At 69.6% G+C, this 16,695-nt stretch carries 19 protein-coding genes; 1 reads left to right on the top strand and 18 read right to left on the bottom strand.

The window, feature by feature from the left end:
• Nucleotides 1–33: 33 nt before the first annotated feature.
• From ACE3UA_RS03580 to ruvC, 16 genes are all read right to left on the bottom strand, one after another.
• On the bottom strand, nt 34–624 hold the full coding sequence (locus ACE3UA_RS03580) for an MOSC domain-containing protein (protein ID WP_374642589.1): 591 nt from the start codon (nt 622–624) through the stop codon (nt 34–36).
• Nucleotides 624–1,394 (bottom strand): methyltransferase domain-containing protein, encoded by a 771-nt coding sequence (locus ACE3UA_RS03585; RefSeq protein WP_374642591.1) that lies wholly within the window; start codon nt 1,392–1,394, stop codon nt 624–626. The genes ACE3UA_RS03580 and ACE3UA_RS03585 overlap by 1 nt, the downstream gene beginning before the upstream one ends.
• Nucleotides 1,385–2,362 carry a magnesium transporter CorA family protein gene (locus ACE3UA_RS03590; protein WP_374642594.1) on the bottom strand — a complete coding sequence of 326 codons (978 nt, stop codon included), beginning with the start codon at nt 2,360–2,362 and terminating at the stop codon, nt 1,385–1,387. Before ACE3UA_RS03590 ends, ACE3UA_RS03585 begins: the two co-directional genes overlap by 10 nt.
• 96 nt (nt 2,363–2,458) lie before the next feature.
• Entirely contained in the window at nt 2,459–4,381 is a 1,923-nt protein-coding gene (ftsH, locus tag ACE3UA_RS03595; RefSeq protein ID WP_374642596.1) for an ATP-dependent zinc metalloprotease FtsH, read from the bottom strand.
• Between the two features lie 77 nt (nt 4,382–4,458).
• Nucleotides 4,459–5,640 carry a tRNA lysidine(34) synthetase TilS gene (gene tilS, locus ACE3UA_RS03600; RefSeq protein ID WP_374642598.1) on the bottom strand — a complete coding sequence of 394 codons (1,182 nt, stop codon included), beginning with the start codon at nt 5,638–5,640 and terminating at the stop codon, nt 4,459–4,461.
• Entirely contained in the window at nt 5,631–6,485 is an 855-nt protein-coding gene (gene ybgF, locus ACE3UA_RS03605; protein ID WP_374642600.1) for a tol-pal system protein YbgF, read from the bottom strand. Before ybgF ends, tilS begins: the two co-directional genes overlap by 10 nt.
• Nucleotides 6,486–6,488: 3 nt before the next feature.
• Nucleotides 6,489–7,025 carry a peptidoglycan-associated lipoprotein Pal gene (gene pal / locus ACE3UA_RS03610; protein WP_374642602.1) on the bottom strand — a complete coding sequence of 179 codons (537 nt, stop codon included), beginning with the start codon at nt 7,023–7,025 and terminating at the stop codon, nt 6,489–6,491.
• Between the two features lie 82 nt (nt 7,026–7,107).
• Nucleotides 7,108–8,433: a Tol-Pal system beta propeller repeat protein TolB gene (gene tolB, locus ACE3UA_RS03615; RefSeq protein WP_374642604.1), complete on the bottom strand. Its 1,326-nt coding sequence runs from the start codon at nt 8,431–8,433 to the stop codon at nt 7,108–7,110.
• Between the two features lie 92 nt (nt 8,434–8,525).
• On the bottom strand, nt 8,526–9,704 hold the full coding sequence (locus tag ACE3UA_RS03620) for a cell envelope biogenesis protein TolA (RefSeq protein ID WP_374642606.1): 1,179 nt from the start codon (nt 9,702–9,704) through the stop codon (nt 8,526–8,528).
• A 5-nt stretch (nt 9,705–9,709) separates the two neighbouring features.
• Nucleotides 9,710–10,192, bottom strand: coding sequence for a protein TolR (tolR, locus tag ACE3UA_RS03625; RefSeq protein WP_197647056.1), 483 nt, complete (start codon nt 10,190–10,192; stop codon nt 9,710–9,712).
• A gap of 3 nt (nt 10,193–10,195) precedes the next feature.
• Nucleotides 10,196–10,891: a protein TolQ gene (gene tolQ / locus ACE3UA_RS03630; protein ID WP_374642609.1), complete on the bottom strand. Its 696-nt coding sequence runs from the start codon at nt 10,889–10,891 to the stop codon at nt 10,196–10,198.
• A 197-nt stretch (nt 10,892–11,088) separates the two neighbouring features.
• Complete coding sequence (ybgC, locus tag ACE3UA_RS03635; protein WP_374642611.1) at nt 11,089–11,493, bottom strand: tol-pal system-associated acyl-CoA thioesterase; 405 nt, start codon at nt 11,491–11,493, stop codon at nt 11,089–11,091.
• 173 nt (nt 11,494–11,666) lie between these two features.
• Nucleotides 11,667–12,281, bottom strand: coding sequence for a hypothetical protein (locus ACE3UA_RS03640; RefSeq protein WP_374642613.1), 615 nt, complete (start codon nt 12,279–12,281; stop codon nt 11,667–11,669).
• Between the two features lie 164 nt (nt 12,282–12,445).
• On the bottom strand, nt 12,446–13,477 hold the full coding sequence (ruvB, locus tag ACE3UA_RS03645; protein WP_374642615.1) for a Holliday junction branch migration DNA helicase RuvB: 1,032 nt from the start codon (nt 13,475–13,477) through the stop codon (nt 12,446–12,448).
• Nucleotides 13,474–14,151, bottom strand: coding sequence for a Holliday junction branch migration protein RuvA (ruvA, locus tag ACE3UA_RS03650; RefSeq protein WP_374642617.1), 678 nt, complete (start codon nt 14,149–14,151; stop codon nt 13,474–13,476). The genes ruvB and ruvA overlap by 4 nt, the downstream gene beginning before the upstream one ends.
• A gap of 10 nt (nt 14,152–14,161) precedes the next feature.
• Nucleotides 14,162–14,671, bottom strand: a complete 510-nt coding sequence (gene ruvC / locus ACE3UA_RS03655) for a crossover junction endodeoxyribonuclease RuvC (RefSeq protein ID WP_374642619.1) — start codon at nt 14,669–14,671, stop codon at nt 14,162–14,164.
• A gap of 307 nt (nt 14,672–14,978) precedes the next feature.
• On the opposite strand from ruvC, the gene ACE3UA_RS03660 reads away from it, so the two are divergent.
• Complete coding sequence (locus ACE3UA_RS03660) at nt 14,979–15,182, top strand: DUF1127 domain-containing protein (protein WP_197647048.1); 204 nt, start codon at nt 14,979–14,981, stop codon at nt 15,180–15,182.
• Between the two features lie 74 nt (nt 15,183–15,256).
• Here ACE3UA_RS03660 and ACE3UA_RS03665 read toward each other — a convergent pair whose 3' ends face one another.
• On the bottom strand, nt 15,257–15,604 hold the full coding sequence (locus ACE3UA_RS03665) for a hypothetical protein (protein WP_374642622.1): 348 nt from the start codon (nt 15,602–15,604) through the stop codon (nt 15,257–15,259).
• A 114-nt stretch (nt 15,605–15,718) separates the two neighbouring features.
• On the bottom strand, nt 15,719–16,591 hold the full coding sequence (locus tag ACE3UA_RS03670; protein ID WP_374642624.1) for a 50S ribosomal protein L11 methyltransferase: 873 nt from the start codon (nt 16,589–16,591) through the stop codon (nt 15,719–15,721).
• Nucleotides 16,592–16,695: the final 104 nt, after the last annotated feature.

Below are 16,695 nucleotides of genomic sequence, written 5' to 3' on the forward strand. Positions count from 1 at the left end.
AAACCCCCCGGCTGCGGGCCGGGACGCGCCGCCTCAGCCCCCCGGCGCCCAGGCCCTTTGCACCGGCACATGCAGCCGAACCACGTCGCCCAGCCGCAGGACGCCTTCGCGTTCGACCCAGGCGGTGAACCCGCGCTTGCCCTCGGCCGCGCGCTTGAAGCCTTTGCCCAGGCCGGGCCGGGCCTTCTCGATCGTCACGGCGGGTTCCTGGCAGGGCAGGTTCTCCATGTCGACGACCAGCGTCACCCCGTCCGGCCCCTGCAACCGGCTGGAGGGCGGCAGATGCGTCAGGTCGGGGATACCCTCCAGCACCAGCGAGGCGCCGACCCAGGCATAGTCCATCCGCTCCAGCCCCATGTCGCGGGCGACCTCGGCCATCTCCTCGGCGCTGACCACGCTCAGCTGGCGGGTGTTGCGGATCTCGGTGTCGCGCGGATGCTGCTTCAGCACGCGGCTGCAGGACGGCCGCGTCAGCCCGGCGTGAACCTCGCCCGCGAATCCGGCGAAACGCAACGGCATGACCTCCACCGGCACCGAGGTGATCACCAGCCGTTCCACCGGCACCGGCTGGTAGCCCAGCCAGGTGACGCGGGCGCTGTGGGTCGTGGGCATCAGGGGTGGCATCAGGAACGCTCCAGGATGAAGAAGACGCGGGTGAAGGGGAACAGGACGCGACCATCCGGCAGGGGCGGATAGGCGCCGGCCAGCGCGGCGTCGCAGGCCGCGAGATAGGCGCGGGTTTCGGCCTCGTCCAGCCCGGCCAGGAAGGGCCGCATAGCCGTGCTTTCGGTGAAGGCGCGGACGGGATGACCCTTGGCCACGGGGTCGAGCAGCTGGACATAGTCGGTCGTCCAGGCGCGCAGCTCGCCGAAGGCCAGCAGCAGCGCCACATACTCCGCCGCCGCCAGCACCGGCGCGGGTTTCGCCGGAAACCGGCCCGGAAACAGCCGCTCCGCCACCTCGGCCAGCAGGCGGTGCGACGGCGCCCCGCCCTGCCGCGGCATCTGCACCGCCAGCACCCCGCCGGGGGCCAGCATCGCCGCCAGCCGGGGCATCAGCGCGGCATGGTCGGGCAACCAGTTCAGCGCGGCGTTGGAGAAGATCAGCGCCGGTTGGCCATCCGGCCGCCAGCCCCCGATATCCGCCCGAACCAGCCGGTCATACCGGCCCGCCGCCTTCTCCAGCATCGCGGCCGAGGCATCGACGCCGATCAGGTGGTGGCCCGGCCTGAACCGGGCGGCCAGCGCCGGCCCCACCGCCCCATCGCCGCAGCCGAGGTCGATCACGTCGCCGTCCGGCACCTCTCGCACCTGCGCCAGAAGGTCCAGCGCCGGGCGCAGCCGCAGGTCGCGGAACGCGCCATAGCGGGCGGGGTCCCAGTCCTTCACAGCCATTTCTTCCATCGGAAGATCGCATAGGGCACCAGCGCCGAGACCACCATCAACCCCAGCGCCATCGGATAGCCCCAGGTCCATTTCAGCTCGGGCATATGGACGAAGTTCATGCCGTAGATGCTGGCGATCAGCGTCGGCGGCAGGAAGACGAAGGCCACGACCGAGAAGATCTTGATCACGTCCGACTGCCGGATGTTGATCACCCCCAGCGTCGCATCCAGCAGGAACCGCACCTTGTCCGCCTGCGCCGCCGCCACCTCGCGCAGGGACCGCAGGTCCTGCAACTGCGCCAGCGCAACCGGCATCTGGCGGGCATGCAGGCAGGGCCCCTCCTCGGTCTCGGGGGTCGAGGTCAGATAGGTCAGCAGGCGCAGGATCGTGGCCAGGCTTTCCGTCACCTTGCCGTTCATCGCCTCGGCCCGGCCGATCCGCTGCAGCACCGCGCCCAGGGTCTCGGCCTTGCCCGAGGGCCGGTGCGCCGCGAAGATCGCCTTCGACAGGATCTCGTGGCTGCGCGCCTCGCCCTCGAGAATGTCGGCCAGCCGGTCCACCACCGCCTCCAGAAGGCCCATCAGCGCATCCAGCCCCGTCTCCAGCGCCGTGTCGTGCCGCGCGGCCCAGTCGGCGAAATAGGTCAGGGAGCGCGGGTGGTGGTAATGCACCGTCACCAGCCGCTCGGGCAGGACGGCAAAGGTGACGGGGCCGATCTCGGATTCGCGCGCCTCGGGGCTGGCGATCACCTGCGCGGTCAGGAACAGCACGCCCCCCTCGCGGTAGATGCGGGACGAGACCTCGATCTCCTGCATGTCCTCGCGGGTCGGGATGTCCAGGCCCAGCGCGGCCTCGACCGCGTCCTCCTCGGCCTCGGTTGGGGCCTCCAGATCGACCCAGAGCGCCTCGGACAGGTGCCGCTGCCCGAGGTCCAGCGCCTCCAGCCGGGCGCCGCGCCTTGCATATGCCGTGATCATCCGCCGCCTCCCTGGCCCCGATGGCAGGTTGGAGGGCAGGTTAGCGGCAGGGCCCGCAAAGCAAAAGGCCCCGCCGATGCGGGGCCTTCTTCCTGCCTAGAGCGGCGCGGGCTCGGGATCCGTCCCCGGCTTCGCGCGCCCCCGCGTCTTGGGGATCGCCGCGATCGAGGCCGATCCGCCGCCGGACGAGGGCTTGTCGGCGTTGTCGTCGCCGCCCAGGGGCTCTCCGGCGATGACCTTGCGGATCTCGTCCCCGGTCAGCGTCTCGTATTCCAGCAGGCCCTTGGCCAGCCGTTCCCATTCGTCGTGCTTTTCCAGCAGGATGCGGCGGGCGGTCTCATAGCCTTCGTCGATGAACCGCTTCACTTCCTGCTCGATCAGCCGCTTGGTCTCGGCGCTGACCGAGAAGCCGCCGGTGTTGCCCTGATAGCCCTCGGCCGCCTCGGCATAGTCGATGTTGCCGACCACGTCCGACATGCCCCAGCGCAACACCATGGCCCGGGCCAGGGCGCTGGCCTGCTGGATGTCGCCCGAGGGCCCGTTCGAGACCGAATCCGCGCCGTATTTGATGATCTCGGCCGCCTTGCCGGCCATGGTCATCGCGATCCGCTCCTCGCACTGGTCGCGGTGCCAGTTCAGGCGGTCCATCTCGGGCAGGCTCATCACCATGCCAAGCGCACCGCCGCGCGGGATGATCGTGGCCTTGTAGACCGGGTCGCATTTCGGCAGCGACATGCCGACGATGGCGTGGCCGGCCTCGTGATAGGCGGTCATTTCCTTCTGCTCGGGCGTCAGGACCATGGAGCGGCGTTCCGCCCCCATCATCACCTTGTCCTTGGCATTCTCGAAATCCAGCATGGTGACAAAGCGCCGCCCGGCCCGCGCCGCCATCAGCGCGGCCTCGTTCACCAGGTTCATCAGGTCGGCGCCCGAGAACCCCGGCGAGCCGCGCGCGATCGTGCGCAGGTCCACATCCGGCCCCAGCGGCACCTTGCGGGCATGGACCGAGAGGATCTTCTCGCGGCCCTTGATGTCGGGGTTCGGCACATGGATCTGGCGGTCGAACCGGCCGGGACGCAGAAGCGCCGGGTCCAGCACGTCCTTGCGGTTGGTGGCGGCGATGATGATCACGCCCTCGTTCGCCTCGAACCCGTCCATCTCGACCAGAAGCTGGTTCAGCGTCTGCTCGCGTTCGTCATTGCCGCCGCCGATGCCCACGCCGCGCGCGCGGCCCACGGCGTCGATCTCGTCGATGAAGACGATGCAGGGCGCGTTCTTCTTCGCCTGCTCGAACATGTCGCGCACGCGGCTGGCGCCGACGCCCACGAACATCTCGACAAAGTCCGAGCCGGAGATGGTGAAGAACGGCACCCCCGCCTCACCCGCGATGGCGCGGGCCAGCAGCGTCTTGCCGGTGCCCGGAGGGCCGACCAGCAGCGCCCCCTTCGGGATCTTGCCGCCGAGACGGCTGAATTTCTGCGGATTGCGCAGGAATTCGACGATCTCCTCAAGCTCCTCCTTGGCCTCGTCGATCCCGGCCACGTCGTCGAAGGTCACCCGGCCGTGCTTTTCCGTCAGGAGCTTGGCGCGCGACTTGCCGAAACCCATCGCGCCGCCGCGCCCGCCGCCCTGCATCCGGTTCATGAAGAAGAACCAGATCCCGATCAGGATGATGAAGGGCAGCCACATCGCCAGGAGCGACATGAAGCCCGACTGCGCCTGCGGCTCGGCCTCGACGGCGACGCCCTTGGCCATCAGGTCGCGGGTCAGGTTGTCGGTGACCATGTCGCCCTGCGGCTTGATCGCGACATAGGTGTTGCCGTCCTTGGCGCGCAGGATGATCCGCTCTCCGTCCAGCGTCACCCGGTCGACCTGGCCGCTGTTCGCCCGCTCGACGAATTCCGAATAGCTGAGCGTGCGCGACGACATCGTCGTCTGGTTGCCCGAAAACAGCTGAAACAGCGCCATCACAAGGATCAGCAGCACGACCCAGAAAGCGATATTGCGTGCGTTGCCCAAAAGGATCTCCCGATTGCTCCGCGCAAGCGTCAGGGGCGCGCGGTCTTGGCTCTAAGATAGACTTTTGCGGTCGGGGTTCAATCCGATAGTCCGAAAAGGTGGAAGGGGCGCGCGATGGTCGCCGCCCCTGCGCCGAATCCCGCCGCAGGGGCGGCCAGCAGCCGATCGCCCTGCCAGAGGCCCGGCGCCACCGCGATGACCTCGCGCGGCAGGCCGGTGGCCCGCCAGTCGCATTGCCGCAGCCCCGCCTCGCCCAGCGCCCGCACCTCGCCCGCCCCGGTGACGCGCCAGCGCCCGTCCCAGAGGCCGCCCTCGATCCCGCGCAGCGCCCGCGCCTCGCGCGCGATCCAGCCCTTGCGATGGCGGCAGCCCGCCAGCGTCGCGTCGCGCCCCTCGTGCATCGCCGCCAGGAAGCGCGCCAGGTCGGCCGCGCGCGGCGGATAGTCCGCGCCCGAAAGCCAGCATAGCGCCGCCTGCAGCAGTTGCCGCCTGATCTCCTCCGGCTCCTCGCGGAAGCCCGGCGCGACCTGCAACGCCCCCGCCGCCTCGCGCAGGTGCCGGCCGGCGGCGCGGACCTGCTGCGCCAGCGCGGCCTGCGCCCGGGCGAGGTTCCCCGCCACCGTGGCCAGCCCCTCGGCCGTGATCCCCAGGGGCGCCAGCGCCGCCAGCGCCCGCCGCGCCCGCACCCGCTGATAGCGCGCATCCTCGTTGCTCGGATCGTCGAGCCAGGGAATTCCCCGTCCCCGCAGCCAGTCGCGCAGCTCCTCGCGCCCGGCGGCAAGCAGGGGCCGCCGGAAGCGCAGCCCGTCCAGCGCGAACCCCGGCCGCATCCCCGACAACCCCGGCAGCCCGGCCGCGCGCGCGAGGCCCATCAGCAGCGTCTCGGCCTGGTCGTCCCGCGTATGGCCCAGGGCGACGCAGCCGATCCCCCGCGCCCGCGCCCAGTCCGCGATCAGCGCCATCCGCGCCCGCCGCGCCGCATCCATCACGTTGCCGGCAAGCGCGCCATGGTCCCAGACCCGGACCTCGTGCCGCAGGCCCAGGGCGGCGCAGGCCGCCGCCACCGCCGCGGCCTCGGCGGCGCTTTCGGCGCGCAGGCGGTGGTCCACCGTCACCGCCTCGACCCGCAGCCCGGCGGCAAGGCACAGATGCAGAAGGGCGGTGGAATCCCCACCGCCCGACAAGGCCACCCCGATCACTTCGCCCGCCGGCAGGCCGTCACGCAGCAGCCCGACCAGCCGGTCGCCGTCTACTGGCACTGAAAGCCCTGCATCGCCACCGTCGCCTGGGTCGCCGCCATGCTGCCGGGAAAGCGCAGGCCGACCTCGCCCAGGGTCACGCAGGCCTCGGGGACCTGGCCCAGCTTGCCCAGCCCCTCGCCCAGCTTCAGCAGCGCATCGGCCGCGAATACCCCCTCGGGCGCGGCCGAGAACGCGTCCAGATAGGCCCGCGCCGCGCCCGCGGTATCGCCAAGGACGGTCAGCGCCTCGCCGCGCAGGTAATGCGCCTCCTGGGTCAGCGGCCCGCCAGGATAGGATTGGGTAAAGGTCGCAAGGAGGTCTGCGGCGGTGCGAAAGTCACCCGTACCGAGCACCTCCTTGGCCCGGTCGAAGTCCTGCTGCTCGCTTGCCGCCAGTTCCGCCCCGCCCGTCGCCGGGGCCGTCGCCGGGGCCGTCGCCCCCCCCGTCGCCACCGGATCGGCCGCGGGCGCGGGCACCGCCGTCGCCGCCTCGCCGCCCAGCGTGGGCGTCGAACCCAGCGTGGCCGGATCGCAGCCCTCGGTCACTTCGCACAGCCGGTATTCGATGTCGCCGATCCGGTTGGTCCCGTCCGAGACCACCCGGTTCAGCTTCAGCTCGACCTCCTCGGTCCGCGCGGTCAGGCGGGCCAGCGTGGCCTCGATCGTGTCCATCCGGGTCAGCGCATCGCCCCCCGCCGCCCCGCTGGTGGCCGCGCCGGAGGAGACAAGCTCGGCCTTCAGCGCGTTGAACTCGGCCGCCAGCGCCGAAAGCTCGGCGCGGATGTCGGCCAGGGTCTGCGTGCGGTCCTGGGCATGACCCAGGACCGGCAGCAGCGTCAGGATCAGGGCAAGGCCAAGCCGCATGGCTTACATGCCCACGCCGGCCGAGAGCACCGTCACCGCCCGGCGGTTCTTGGAATAGCAGTCCTCGGTCGAGCAGACCTCGATCGGGCGCTCCTTGCCGTAGGAGATCGTGCGCAGCCGGTTCGCCGGAACGCCCTGGCTGATCAGGAAGTTCTGCACCGCCGCCGCGCGGCGCGCGCCAAGCGCAAGGTTGTATTCCCGCGTGCCCTTCTCGTCGGCATGGCCTTCGATGATCGCGGCATAGCCGGTGTTGGTGTTCAGCCACTGCGCCTGGCCGGACAGGATCGTGCGCGCCTCGGGCGAGAGGGTGGACTGGTCGTTCGCGAACAGCACCCGGTCGCCGACGCGCTGGTTGAAATAGGCGATCGAGGTCGGGTTGTTCGGATCGCCAAGGCCCGTGGTGTCGATCCCGCCCATGCCGCCGGCGCCTCCGGCACCGCCCGCGCCGCCGGGGCCGCCCGCGCCGTAGCGGTCGGGATTGTTGCAGGCCGCAAGGCCAAGGACGGCGATCAGAAGCAGGGACTTCGCAGCAAGGCTCATCGGGGGGATCCTTCTTGTTGGCTCGATTGCGGGCACAGTATCAGCTTTGCGCCGCCAGGGGAATCCGGCGGCGCGTCACGTTTCACGGCAAAAGCGGCGACCAGGCCGGGTCGCTCGCCGGGCCGTCGGTCGGGATCTGCTTGAGGTTCCGCCCGGTGATGTCGACCGACCACAGGCTCGCCTGACCGCCGCCGCCCGAGGTCTCGCGGGTGAACATCAGCACGCGGCCGTTCGGCGCCCAGGTCGGGCCCTCGTCCAGGAAGCTGGCGGTCAGGAGCCGTTCTTCCGATCCGTCGGTGCGCATCACGCCGATGTGGAAGCGGCCCTCGTTCTGCTTGGTGAAGGCGATGTAGTCGCCGCGCGGGCTCCAGACCGGGGTGCCATAGCGCCCCGCCCCGCCCGAGATCCGCGTGCCCTCGCCGCCGCCCGCCGGCATGACATAGATCTGCGGCACGCCGGAACGGTCGCTCTCGAACACGATCTGGCTGCCATCGGGGCTGAACGAGGGCGCGGTCTCGATCGAGGGCGCATTGGTCAGTTGCGTCAACTGCCCCGAGCCGACCGACAGCGCATAGATGTCGGTATTGCCGCCGCGCTCCAGGCTGAAGACCACGGTGCCGCCATCGGGGCTGAAGCGCGGCGCAAAGGTCATCGTGCCCGGCTGCTCGGCCAGGGTCTGCCGGCCGAGGCTGGCCACGTCCATCAGCGTGATCCGGGGAAAGCCGGTCTCGTAGCTGGTGTAGAGGATCCGGTCGCCCTGCGGCGAGAAGCGCGGCGCCAGCACGATCGAGGAGGAATCGGTCAGGAAGGCCACGTTGGCCCCGTCGTAATCCATCACCGCCAGCCGCTTCAGCCGCTGGTTCTTCGGCCCGCTCTCGCTGACGAAGACCACGCGGCTGTCGAAATAGCCGCCCTCGCCGGTGATCTTGGAATAGACCACGTCCGCGACCTTATGCGCCATCCGCCGCCAGCCCTGGGTCGTGCCGGCGAACTGCAGCGCGGCGCCCTCCATCGTGGTGCCGTTGAACACGTCATAGGCGCGGAACTTCACCGTGATCCGGTCGCCGCTGACGGTGACCGCGCCGGTGACCAGCACCTGGGCGTTGATCGCCTTCCAGTCCTCGAAGGCCACCGGGGCGTCGAAGCCCGTCACCCGGCTGATATAGGCCTCCTCGCCGATGTTGCGGAAGAAGCCGGTCCCCTCCAGGTCCGAGATCACCACCCGGCCGATCTCGCGCGCATAGTCGCCCGCGCCGCCCTCGTCGATGAAGGTCGGCACCGCGATCGGCATCGGCTCGATCACGCCGGGGCCGATCACGATGCGGGGCGGCGCGTTCTGCGCCAGCACCGCCGAGCCCCCGGCAAGGCCGAGCGTCAGCGCCAGAAGTGCGGCGATTGCTTGTCTCATGGGTCTGATCATCGGCCTCATGCTCCGTTCGTTGCTGTCCTTGCCCGCCTGCCCTGCGGGAGAAAGGGGAATTCGCGGCTTTGGTTCCCCGGTCATCTTGCCCGCATCCCATTGGCATCGAAGACCAGGTCAAGCACGCGCCAGGTGTCGTATTTGTCCGCCGGCAGCGGAAGTCCGCCGTCGGCATGGGCCCGGTTCACCGCCCGGCGCGCGGTTTCGTAAAGCTTGTCGATCCCGGTCTGGCTTGGCCCGGTCGATTCCAGCAGTTCGAAGTTCGTCGGCTTGCCGTCCGGCGCGAAACTCACCCGCAGCACGATGGTCGAACTCAGCGCCTCGGTCGAGGCCGCGCCGAGGTTCCACTTCCGCGAGATCGCGCTGGAGATGTTGCCCATCTCGCCCCCGGTCAGGGGCGGGCCCTGCGGCAGGTCCTGCCCGCCCGAGGCGGCAGGCTCCTCCACCGGCTCGGCCGCCGCCTCGCCCAGCAGCGCGTCGATCGCATCCTCGGTCGCGGCATCGTCCACCGGCTGGGCCTCCGGCTCGGCCGGGGTCTCCTGCACCGGCTCGGCGGCGGCGATCTCCGGCTCGGGCTCCTGCTCCGGCTCGGGCTGCGGCGCCGGGCGCGCGGGCTTGGCCCTCGGCCGCAGCGAGGTGGTCATCCCGGTCTCGGCCTGCTGGTCCTCGTTCGCCTCGGTCCGGGTGATGTCGCCGGTATCCTCGGGGACGGTCGCCTCGGTCGGCTCCTGCTGGATGATCTCCTCCGCCGCCGGCTCCTCGCTCACCGCCGGCTCCGGCGTGTCCGAGGTCTCGGCCTCGGTCTCCGGCTGCACCGGATCGGGGGCGACGATCGCCTCGGCTTCGGCCTCGGGCTGGATCTCGGTCGATTCCGACGGCAGAAGCTGCTCGGTCTCCGCCTGCACCGCATCGCTGGGCGCGGGCACAGGCTCGGGTTCGGGCACCGGCTCAGGTTCGGGCTGGGGTTCCGGCTCCGGCTCAGGTTCGGGCTGGGGTTCCGGCTCAGGCTCAGGCTCCGGCACCACTACCTCCTCCGGCCGCGCTTGCGGGCGGACCGGCGCGGGCTCCTCGGCGGGCGTCTCGGTCGCCGCCGCCTGCATCGCGTCGAACTCGGCGCTGGTCACGAAATCGACCGAGGTCAGCACGATCTCCTGCGGCGGCGCGGGCGAGAACAGCCAGTCGCCGAGCAGCACCCAGAGGATCACCCCCGCGTGCCCGATCGCCGAGACCACCGTCCCCGTCTGGAACCGCCGCTCCATCCGCCTCAGCCGCCCGACCCGCCGTCGGCCGCCCCGAAGGCAGGCCCCTCGGCATCGGTGACCAGCCCGATCTCGTTGAACCCGCCCGCGTTCAGCGCCCCCATCACCTGGGCCACCCGCTCATAGGGCACCGCGCCATCGGCGCGCAGGAACACCTTCTTCGAGGTCCGCTCGGCCGCGATCGCCTTCAGCTTGGGGATCATCTCGCCATCCGCCACCTCGGTGGTCTGGATCGTGATCCCGCCGGTTGCGGTGACCGTCACCGTCAGCGGCTCCTCCTGCTCGGTCGGCAGCGCCGCGGCCGCCGTCTTCGGCAGTTCCACGGGAACGCCCACCGTCAGCATCGGCGCCGCCACCATGAAGATGATCAAAAGCACCAGCATCACGTCGACCATCGGCGTGATGTTGATCTCGTGCATCGAGGCGGAACGCCCCCCGCGCCGGCGACGCCGCCCGCCGCCCGCCGATCCCGAAACCCCCATGCCCATGGCTTACGAGTCCAGCTGGCGCGACAGGATCGTCGCGAATTCGTCGGCAAAGGCCTCATAGCCGCCGACCACCCGGTCGATGTCGGCCGACAGCTTGTTGTAGAAGACCGCCGCCGGGATCGCCGCGACCAGGCCGACGCCGGTCGCCAGAAGCGCCTCGGCGATGCCGGGTGCCACGACGGCCAGGCTGGTGTTCTGGCTGATCGCGATCTGCTCGAAACTGTGCTTGATCCCCCAGACCGTGCCGAACAGCCCGATGAAGGTCGCGGTCGAGCCGGTGGTGGCCAGGAAGCTGAGGCCGCGGTTCATGAACTCGCTCTCGCGCGCGATGGCCACGTTCATCGCCCGGTCGATCCGGCTCTGCGCCCCCGCGATCAGCCCGCCGTCCTGCTTGTGGCTGCGCCGCCATTCCAGCATCCCGGCCGAGAAGATCTTTTCCGACTGGCCCTGCGGCTCGGATCCGATCTTCTCGAAAAGCTCGTCCAGCGGCTCGCCCGACCAGAAGGCCCGGTCGAAGATCGAGGCCTCGCCCTGCGCCTTGCGCAGCATGATGTGCTTCTGGATGATGATCGCCCAGGACCAGAACGACATGATCATCAGCATGATCATGACGATCTTCACCGTGAAGGTCGCTCGCAAGAAAAGGGCGACCATGGAGAAATCAATCTCCTGCGCCATCGCAAGGGTGTCCGTGTCCATACGCCTGCTCTTGTGTGTCGGGCCGTTGATCGGCTCCGTTACCGTGGATTCTATCAAGATTGCAGGGGGAATGCCAACACAACTCTGTCAGCGGCAGGCATCCGCCATCCGCCCCTCCTCGTTCGACTTCGTCTCCTCCTCGGCCGATCCCCCCCGCGAGGAGTGACGAAGTCATCGACGAGCGGCCGGGACGGTGCTCAATGCAGCGGCCCCGCCAGCCTCGCGCGCAGCTCCGGCGGCAGCCGCGCCGCATGGCCGGCCTCGGTCAGGCAGACCAGCGTCACGATCGCGGCGAACAGCCTCTCGCCCCCGCGCAGCACCAGCTGCTCCAGCACGATCCGCGCCCCGCCCAGGCCCTGCAGCCTGGTCTCCACCACCAGGTCATCGCCGAACCTCGCCGGGCGCAGGAAATCCGCCTCCACCCGCCGCACGGCAAAGACGATCCCCTGCGCGTCCCGCAAAGCCATCTGGTCCACCCCCAGCGAGGTCACCCATTCCGTCCGCGCCCGTTCGATGAACTTCAGGTAGTTCGCATAATAGACGATCCCGGCAAGATCGGTGTCCTCATAATAGACGCGGGTGCGGAACTGATGCGCGGTCATGCGGCCTCCAAATCTTGCGCGACCCTAGGCGGTTTCCGGTCGCCGGAAAACCCCGGGGCAGCAAGCGCCGTCTCCGGGACGGGGACCAGGACGCCAGACCTTGACAAATCCTGAACGCCCGCGCGCAACCCCTTGAAATCGCTCAGCCAAAAATCCTGTCCACCGTGGACAGATCACCCCACCCGCGCCGCCAGCCGCAGCGCGTGGGAGGGATCGCGCGCCACCGCCGGCATCACCGGATCATACCCCGCCCGGATCACCGCCCCGATCTCCGGCCGCAGGATCACCCGCTCCCCCACCCGGGCCAGCGGCGAGGTCCCGTCGAAGGCTTGGCTGGACCACAAGAGGATCACCTGCACCGCCTGGGCCAGCGCCAGCGTCTCCGCCTCCATCGCCGCCAGCGCCGCATCCATCCGCAGGAAGACGAAGGCCGCCTTGATCGCCCCGTCCGGCTCGAAGCGGAAGATCCGGTACTGGTTCGCCCCCGCCGCCTGCAGCCGCGCCACCAGCGCCGGCAGTTCCGGCACCAGCCGACCGAGGTCCTTCACCTCCAGGAGTTCCGCCCAGTCCCGGAAGCAGAACAGCATCAGGTTCGCCCCGAGTTCCGGGTCCGTCTCGGCCATCCGGTGCCCCGCCAGCGCCACCACGGCCTCGAAAGCGCCCTTGAACACGGCAAGCGAGGCATCATCGACCCCGAACACCACCGGCACGATCGGCCGCCCCCAGCGGGCAAAGAGGTAACTCCCGTCGCCCCGCGTGAACAAAGCCTCGATCTCGCCCGGTCCCATGCCCGCCTCCGTCCGAATGGGCGCCCGCTACCATGCCGCGCCCCCCGCCGACAACCTTTCATACTGGCGGAAATATCCTGGGGGTTTGGGGGTAAAACCCCCCACGCCGAGGAGGAGGCGAAGCCCGACGACGAGACAGGAGACTTGCGCGGAACGCGCTCCGCTCACTTGCCCCCGAACAGATCCGCCTGCCCCGCCGGTTTCGGCGCCTCCAGCCCCAGATGCCGCCAGGCCTTGGCCCCCAGCATCCGGCCCCGCGGTGTCCGCAGGATCAGGCCCTGCTGCAAGAGGTAAGGCTCGATCACCTCCTCGATCGCATCGCGCGGCTCGGACAGGGCCGCCGCGATCGTCTCCACCCCGACCGGCCCGCCGCCGTAGTTCTCGGCCAGCAGCGTCAGATAGCGCCGGTCGGCCCCGTCCAGCCCCAGATGATCCACCCCCAGCCGCGTCAGCGCCCGGTCCGCCAGCTCGCGGCTGATCCGCCCCCCCGCCTCGACCAGCGCGAAATCCGCCACCCGGCGCAACAGCCGCCCGGCGATCCGCGGCGTCCCCCGCGCCCGGCGCGCGATCTCGCGGCAGCCCTCCGGCTCGGCCTGCAACCCCATCAGCCGCGCGCCCCGGGCGACGATCTCGTAAAGCTCGGCCTCGGAATAGAACTCCAGCCGGGTCGGGATGCCGAACCGATCCCGCAGCGGCGTCGTGAGCAACCCCAGCCGCGTCGTCGCGCCCACCAGGGTGAAGGGCTGCAGGTCGATCCGCACCGTCCGCGCCGCCGGCCCCTCGCCGATCACCAGGTCCAGCGCGAAATCCTCCAGCGCCGGATACAACACCTCCTCCACCACCGGGCTCAGGCGGTGGATCTCGTCGATGAACAGCACGTCCCGCGGCTCCAGATTGGTCAGGATCGCCGCGAGGTCGCCCGGCTTGGCCAGCACCGGGCCGGAGGTCATCCGGAACCCCACCCCCAGCTCCCGCGCCATGATCTGCGCCAGCGTCGTCTTGCCCAGTCCCGGGGGCCCGTGGAACAGCGTGTGATCCATCGCCTCGCCCCGCATCCGGGCGCTTTCGATGAACACCGCAAGGTTCGCCCGCGCCTCGGCCTGGCCGATGAACTCGCCCAGCATCTGCGGGCGCAGCGCGCGGTCCGTATCCTCGGGCAGCTTCTCGGGGCGCAGGGCGGGGTTCGGCTCGGTCATTTCGGCGCCAGCAGTTTCAGCGCCGCCCGGATCAGCGTGGCCGTATCCGCATCTGGCTCATTCCCGGAAACCGCCGCCACCGCCTGCGCGGCATCCCCTTGCCCATAGCCAAGGTTCACCAGCGCCGACAAGGCGTCGGCCGAGGCCGAGGCCCGCCGCGCCGCGCCCTCGTCCGCCTTCGCGGGCTTTCGCGCGGGCGGCGGCGCGGCCGCCTCGATTACCACATCCTCGGCCCCGGCCTTGGCCGACAGGCCCGCCCCCGCCGCCATGACGCCCGGCGCCTTGGCCTTCAGCTCCAGGATCACCCGTTGCGCCAGCTTCGGCCCGACGCCCGGCGCCGCCTGCACCGCCCGCGCGTCGCCCAGCGTGATCGCCCGGCCCACGCCCTCGGCCCCGAGCGTCCCCAGGATCGCCATCGCGGCCTTGGCGCCCACACCCTGCACCGTCACCAGAAGCTTGTGCCACTCCTTCTCCAGCATGGTCGGGAAGCCGAATAGCTGCAGCAGGTCCTCGCGCACCAGAAGCTCGGTATAAAGGCTGACCGCCTCGCCGACCGAGGGCATCCCGGCCAGCGTCCGCTCGCTGACATGGACGACATAGCCCACGCCGCGCACGTCGATCAGCACATGGTCCGGCCCGCGCCAGTCCAGCCGCCCCGAGATCCGTCCGATCACGAAAAGCCCCTCATTCCGCCGCCCTCAGCGCGGCCTGCAACCGGCCCGCGCTTTGCACATGATGCGCGTGGCAGATCGCCACCGCCAGCGCATCCGCCGCGTCCGGTCCGGCGACCTTCACGCCGGGGAACTGCAGCTTCACCATATGGTCCACCTGCACCTTCGCCGCGTGCCCCACGCCCACCACCGTCTTCTTCACCGCATTCGGCGCATATTCCCCGACGCTCAGGCCGAACTGCGCCGGCACCAGAAGCGCGATTCCCCGCGCCTGGCCCAGCTTGAGCGTCGCCACCGCATCCTTGTTGACGAAAGTATGCTCCACCGCCGCCGATTCGGGCCGCCAGGCGCGCAGGACCTCGGTCAGCTGGAGATGCAGCGACAGGAGCCGCACCGCGAGATCCCCCTCGCCGCCATCGGAATGGCAGATGCCGTTGGCGACATGGGTCAGGCGCGAGCCCGCGACGTCGATCACCCCCCAGCCCAGGTTCCGCAGCCCCGGATCGATGCCGATGACCCGCATCTTGCCCCCGTCCTTTCCTTTGCCACAAGGGCTAGCACGAAAAGGGAACATCCGCCAATGGCTTTTCCGGTTGCCGGACAGGAGGGCCGCGTCATTTTGCACTTGCAGAATACGACGCAACGACGCATGAATTCGACAACAGCGCAAAAACGCCCTGAAATAGATGAAAAAATCGTGACGCCAGCCATGCAGCGGCTGCATTGCGGCCTTGTCCGGGCGTCAGTTGCTTTGCACCCGCAGCAAGACTAGATCGTCAAGGGCAAGGGAATAGGCCCTTGCGATGTGAAGTATGAACAGGATGAACGCCATGGCCGCTGTCGAGACGACCCGCCCGGCGCCCTACGGCGCCATCACCACCTTCCGCGCGATCAACGCGGTGACGAATGTCTTCGGGGCTCTTGCCGCATGGAACGATGCGCGCGTGACCCGCAATTCGCTGAACAAGCTTTCCGACCGCGAGCTGGACGATATCGGTCTGTGCCGCGGCGACATCGAGTTCATCGGTCGCTGAGCGACGGGTGAGGCGCATAGCCGGAATGTGAAAGGCCGCACCCTGGTGCGGCCTTTCTGCTTTTCCATCGGGCCTCAGCGCGGCAGCAGCGCCCGCAGCTGGCTTGAGACCCAGAGCGTCCCCGGATCGGCATGCATCAGCCAGGCCCCGACCGGATCGAAACCGCTTCCCGCCGCAAGCGAGCTGACCCGGCTTTCATAGGTCTGCGGCCCGACATAGTAATGGATCACGCCCTTCAGCCCGATCCCCACCGCCAGGGCCAGCACCAGGGGCTTCGCCAGCCGCAACAGACGCGAGCCGTGCCGGGTCGAGGCCTTGCGGCCCAGGGTTCCGGCGGCCTCGAAGCCATAGCCCTTGGCATGGGCCTTCTCGATCCGCGAGACGCGGCTGTAGAAATCATTAAGGTTGGGATCTACCCACATGGTCTGCTCCCCGAAACTCGGACAAGGCAATGTTGCTGCGGTTTTATGGCCAAAATGCGGCATGTTGCCTTGGGTGCACCCAACGCGCCCTTCCGTCAAGGATTGTCCACGACTTCAGGGTTTTCGCAGAACAAGCACCGACCATTCGCCAAGATCGTCGCGACTTTGCAGACAAAGTCCGGCGGTCTCGTAAGCCGCCTTCACCGAATCTGCTTGCACAGCGAGCAAACCGGACAGGATGGCTCTACCTCCGGCTGCAAGCTGAGTCGCGATTCCCGGCGCCAGTTCGATCAGCGGACCCTTCAGGATATTGGCGAAGATCAGGTCGTAGGGCCCGGCTGCCACGATCCGCGCGTGATCCAGCCCGGCCGCCTCCAGGCATTCGACCCGGCCTTCAAGCCCGTTGATCGCGACATTGGCCTCGGCCACGTCCACCGCGACCCGGTCGATGTCGCTGGCGATGACCAGCGCCCCGGGCAGGGTCGCCGCCGCCGCCATGGCCAGGACCGCCGTGCCGCAGCCGATGTCGGCCACCTTCGCCGGCCGCCAGCCTTCGGTCAGCAGCCGGTCGAAGGCCAGCAGGCAGCCCAGCGTCGTGCCGTGGTGGCCGGTGCCGAAGGCGACCGTCGCCTCGATCTGCAAGGCCACGCGCCCCTGAGGCACCTTGTCCGCGTCATGGCTGCCGTAGACGAAGAACCGCCCCGCCTCGACCGGGGCAAGCTCGCGCCGGACCTTGGCGACCCAGTCGATCTCGGGCAGTTCCGAAAGCGCGAAGGGCCGCGCGCCGAAGGCGGTGGCCAGGACCTCCAGCATCACCCCGTCCGGCGGTTCCAGGAAATAGCCGCCGACCTCCCACAGGCCCGAGCCGTCCTCGATCTCGAAGACGCCGACCCCGGTGGGTTCCGGGTCCATCCGCTCCATGGCGGCGGCAAGGGATTGCGCGGCCTCCTCGCCGGGCAGGGTGGTCAGGGCGGAATAGGTGGGCATGGCGGCACTCCTTTGCCTCCGGCCTTACGCGGAAGGCCGCGCCCCGACAAGTTTCGCCCGGAGGAGACGGCCCAAAATTTTTCGACGAAAAATTTTGGGCCCCG

It is taken from the genome of Tabrizicola sp., from assembly GCF_041919135.1.
GTDB lineage: Bacteria > Pseudomonadota > Alphaproteobacteria > Rhodobacterales > Rhodobacteraceae > Tabrizicola.

Excerpts from the sequence above, each read along its gene's own strand:
- tolB (WP_374642604.1), bottom strand. The coding sequence starts at position 8,433 with ATGAGACAAGCAATCGCCGCACTTCTGGCGCTGACGCTCGGCCTTGCC.
- ACE3UA_RS03590 (WP_374642594.1), bottom strand. The coding sequence starts at position 2,362 with ATGATCACGGCATATGCAAGGCGCGGCGCCCGGCTGGAGGCGCTGGAC.
- tolQ (WP_374642609.1), bottom strand. The coding sequence starts at position 10,891 with ATGGACACGGACACCCTTGCGATGGCGCAGGAGATTGATTTCTCCATG.
- ybgF (WP_374642600.1), bottom strand. The coding sequence starts at position 6,485 with ATGCGGCTTGGCCTTGCCCTGATCCTGACGCTGCTGCCGGTCCTGGGT.
- tolR (WP_197647056.1), bottom strand. The coding sequence starts at position 10,192 with ATGGGCATGGGGGTTTCGGGATCGGCGGGCGGCGGGCGGCGTCGCCGG.
- ACE3UA_RS03640 (WP_374642613.1), bottom strand. The coding sequence starts at position 12,281 with ATGGGACCGGGCGAGATCGAGGCTTTGTTCACGCGGGGCGACGGGAGT.
- pal (WP_374642602.1), bottom strand. The coding sequence starts at position 7,025 with ATGAGCCTTGCTGCGAAGTCCCTGCTTCTGATCGCCGTCCTTGGCCTT.
- ACE3UA_RS03665 (WP_374642622.1), bottom strand. The coding sequence starts at position 15,604 with ATGTGGGTAGATCCCAACCTTAATGATTTCTACAGCCGCGTCTCGCGG.
- ACE3UA_RS03670 (WP_374642624.1), bottom strand. The coding sequence starts at position 16,591 with ATGCCCACCTATTCCGCCCTGACCACCCTGCCCGGCGAGGAGGCCGCG.
- ACE3UA_RS03620 (WP_374642606.1), bottom strand. The coding sequence starts at position 9,704 with ATGGAGCGGCGGTTCCAGACGGGGACGGTGGTCTCGGCGATCGGGCAC.
- ACE3UA_RS03580 (WP_374642589.1), bottom strand. The coding sequence starts at position 624 with ATGCCACCCCTGATGCCCACGACCCACAGCGCCCGCGTCACCTGGCTG.
- ACE3UA_RS03585 (WP_374642591.1), bottom strand. The coding sequence starts at position 1,394 with ATGGCTGTGAAGGACTGGGACCCCGCCCGCTATGGCGCGTTCCGCGAC.
- ruvC (WP_374642619.1), bottom strand. The coding sequence starts at position 14,671 with ATGCGGGTCATCGGCATCGATCCGGGGCTGCGGAACCTGGGCTGGGGG.
- ruvB (WP_374642615.1), bottom strand. The coding sequence starts at position 13,477 with ATGACCGAGCCGAACCCCGCCCTGCGCCCCGAGAAGCTGCCCGAGGAT.
- ACE3UA_RS03660 (WP_197647048.1), top strand. The coding sequence starts at position 14,979 with ATGGCCGCTGTCGAGACGACCCGCCCGGCGCCCTACGGCGCCATCACC.
- ybgC (WP_374642611.1), bottom strand. The coding sequence starts at position 11,493 with ATGACCGCGCATCAGTTCCGCACCCGCGTCTATTATGAGGACACCGAT.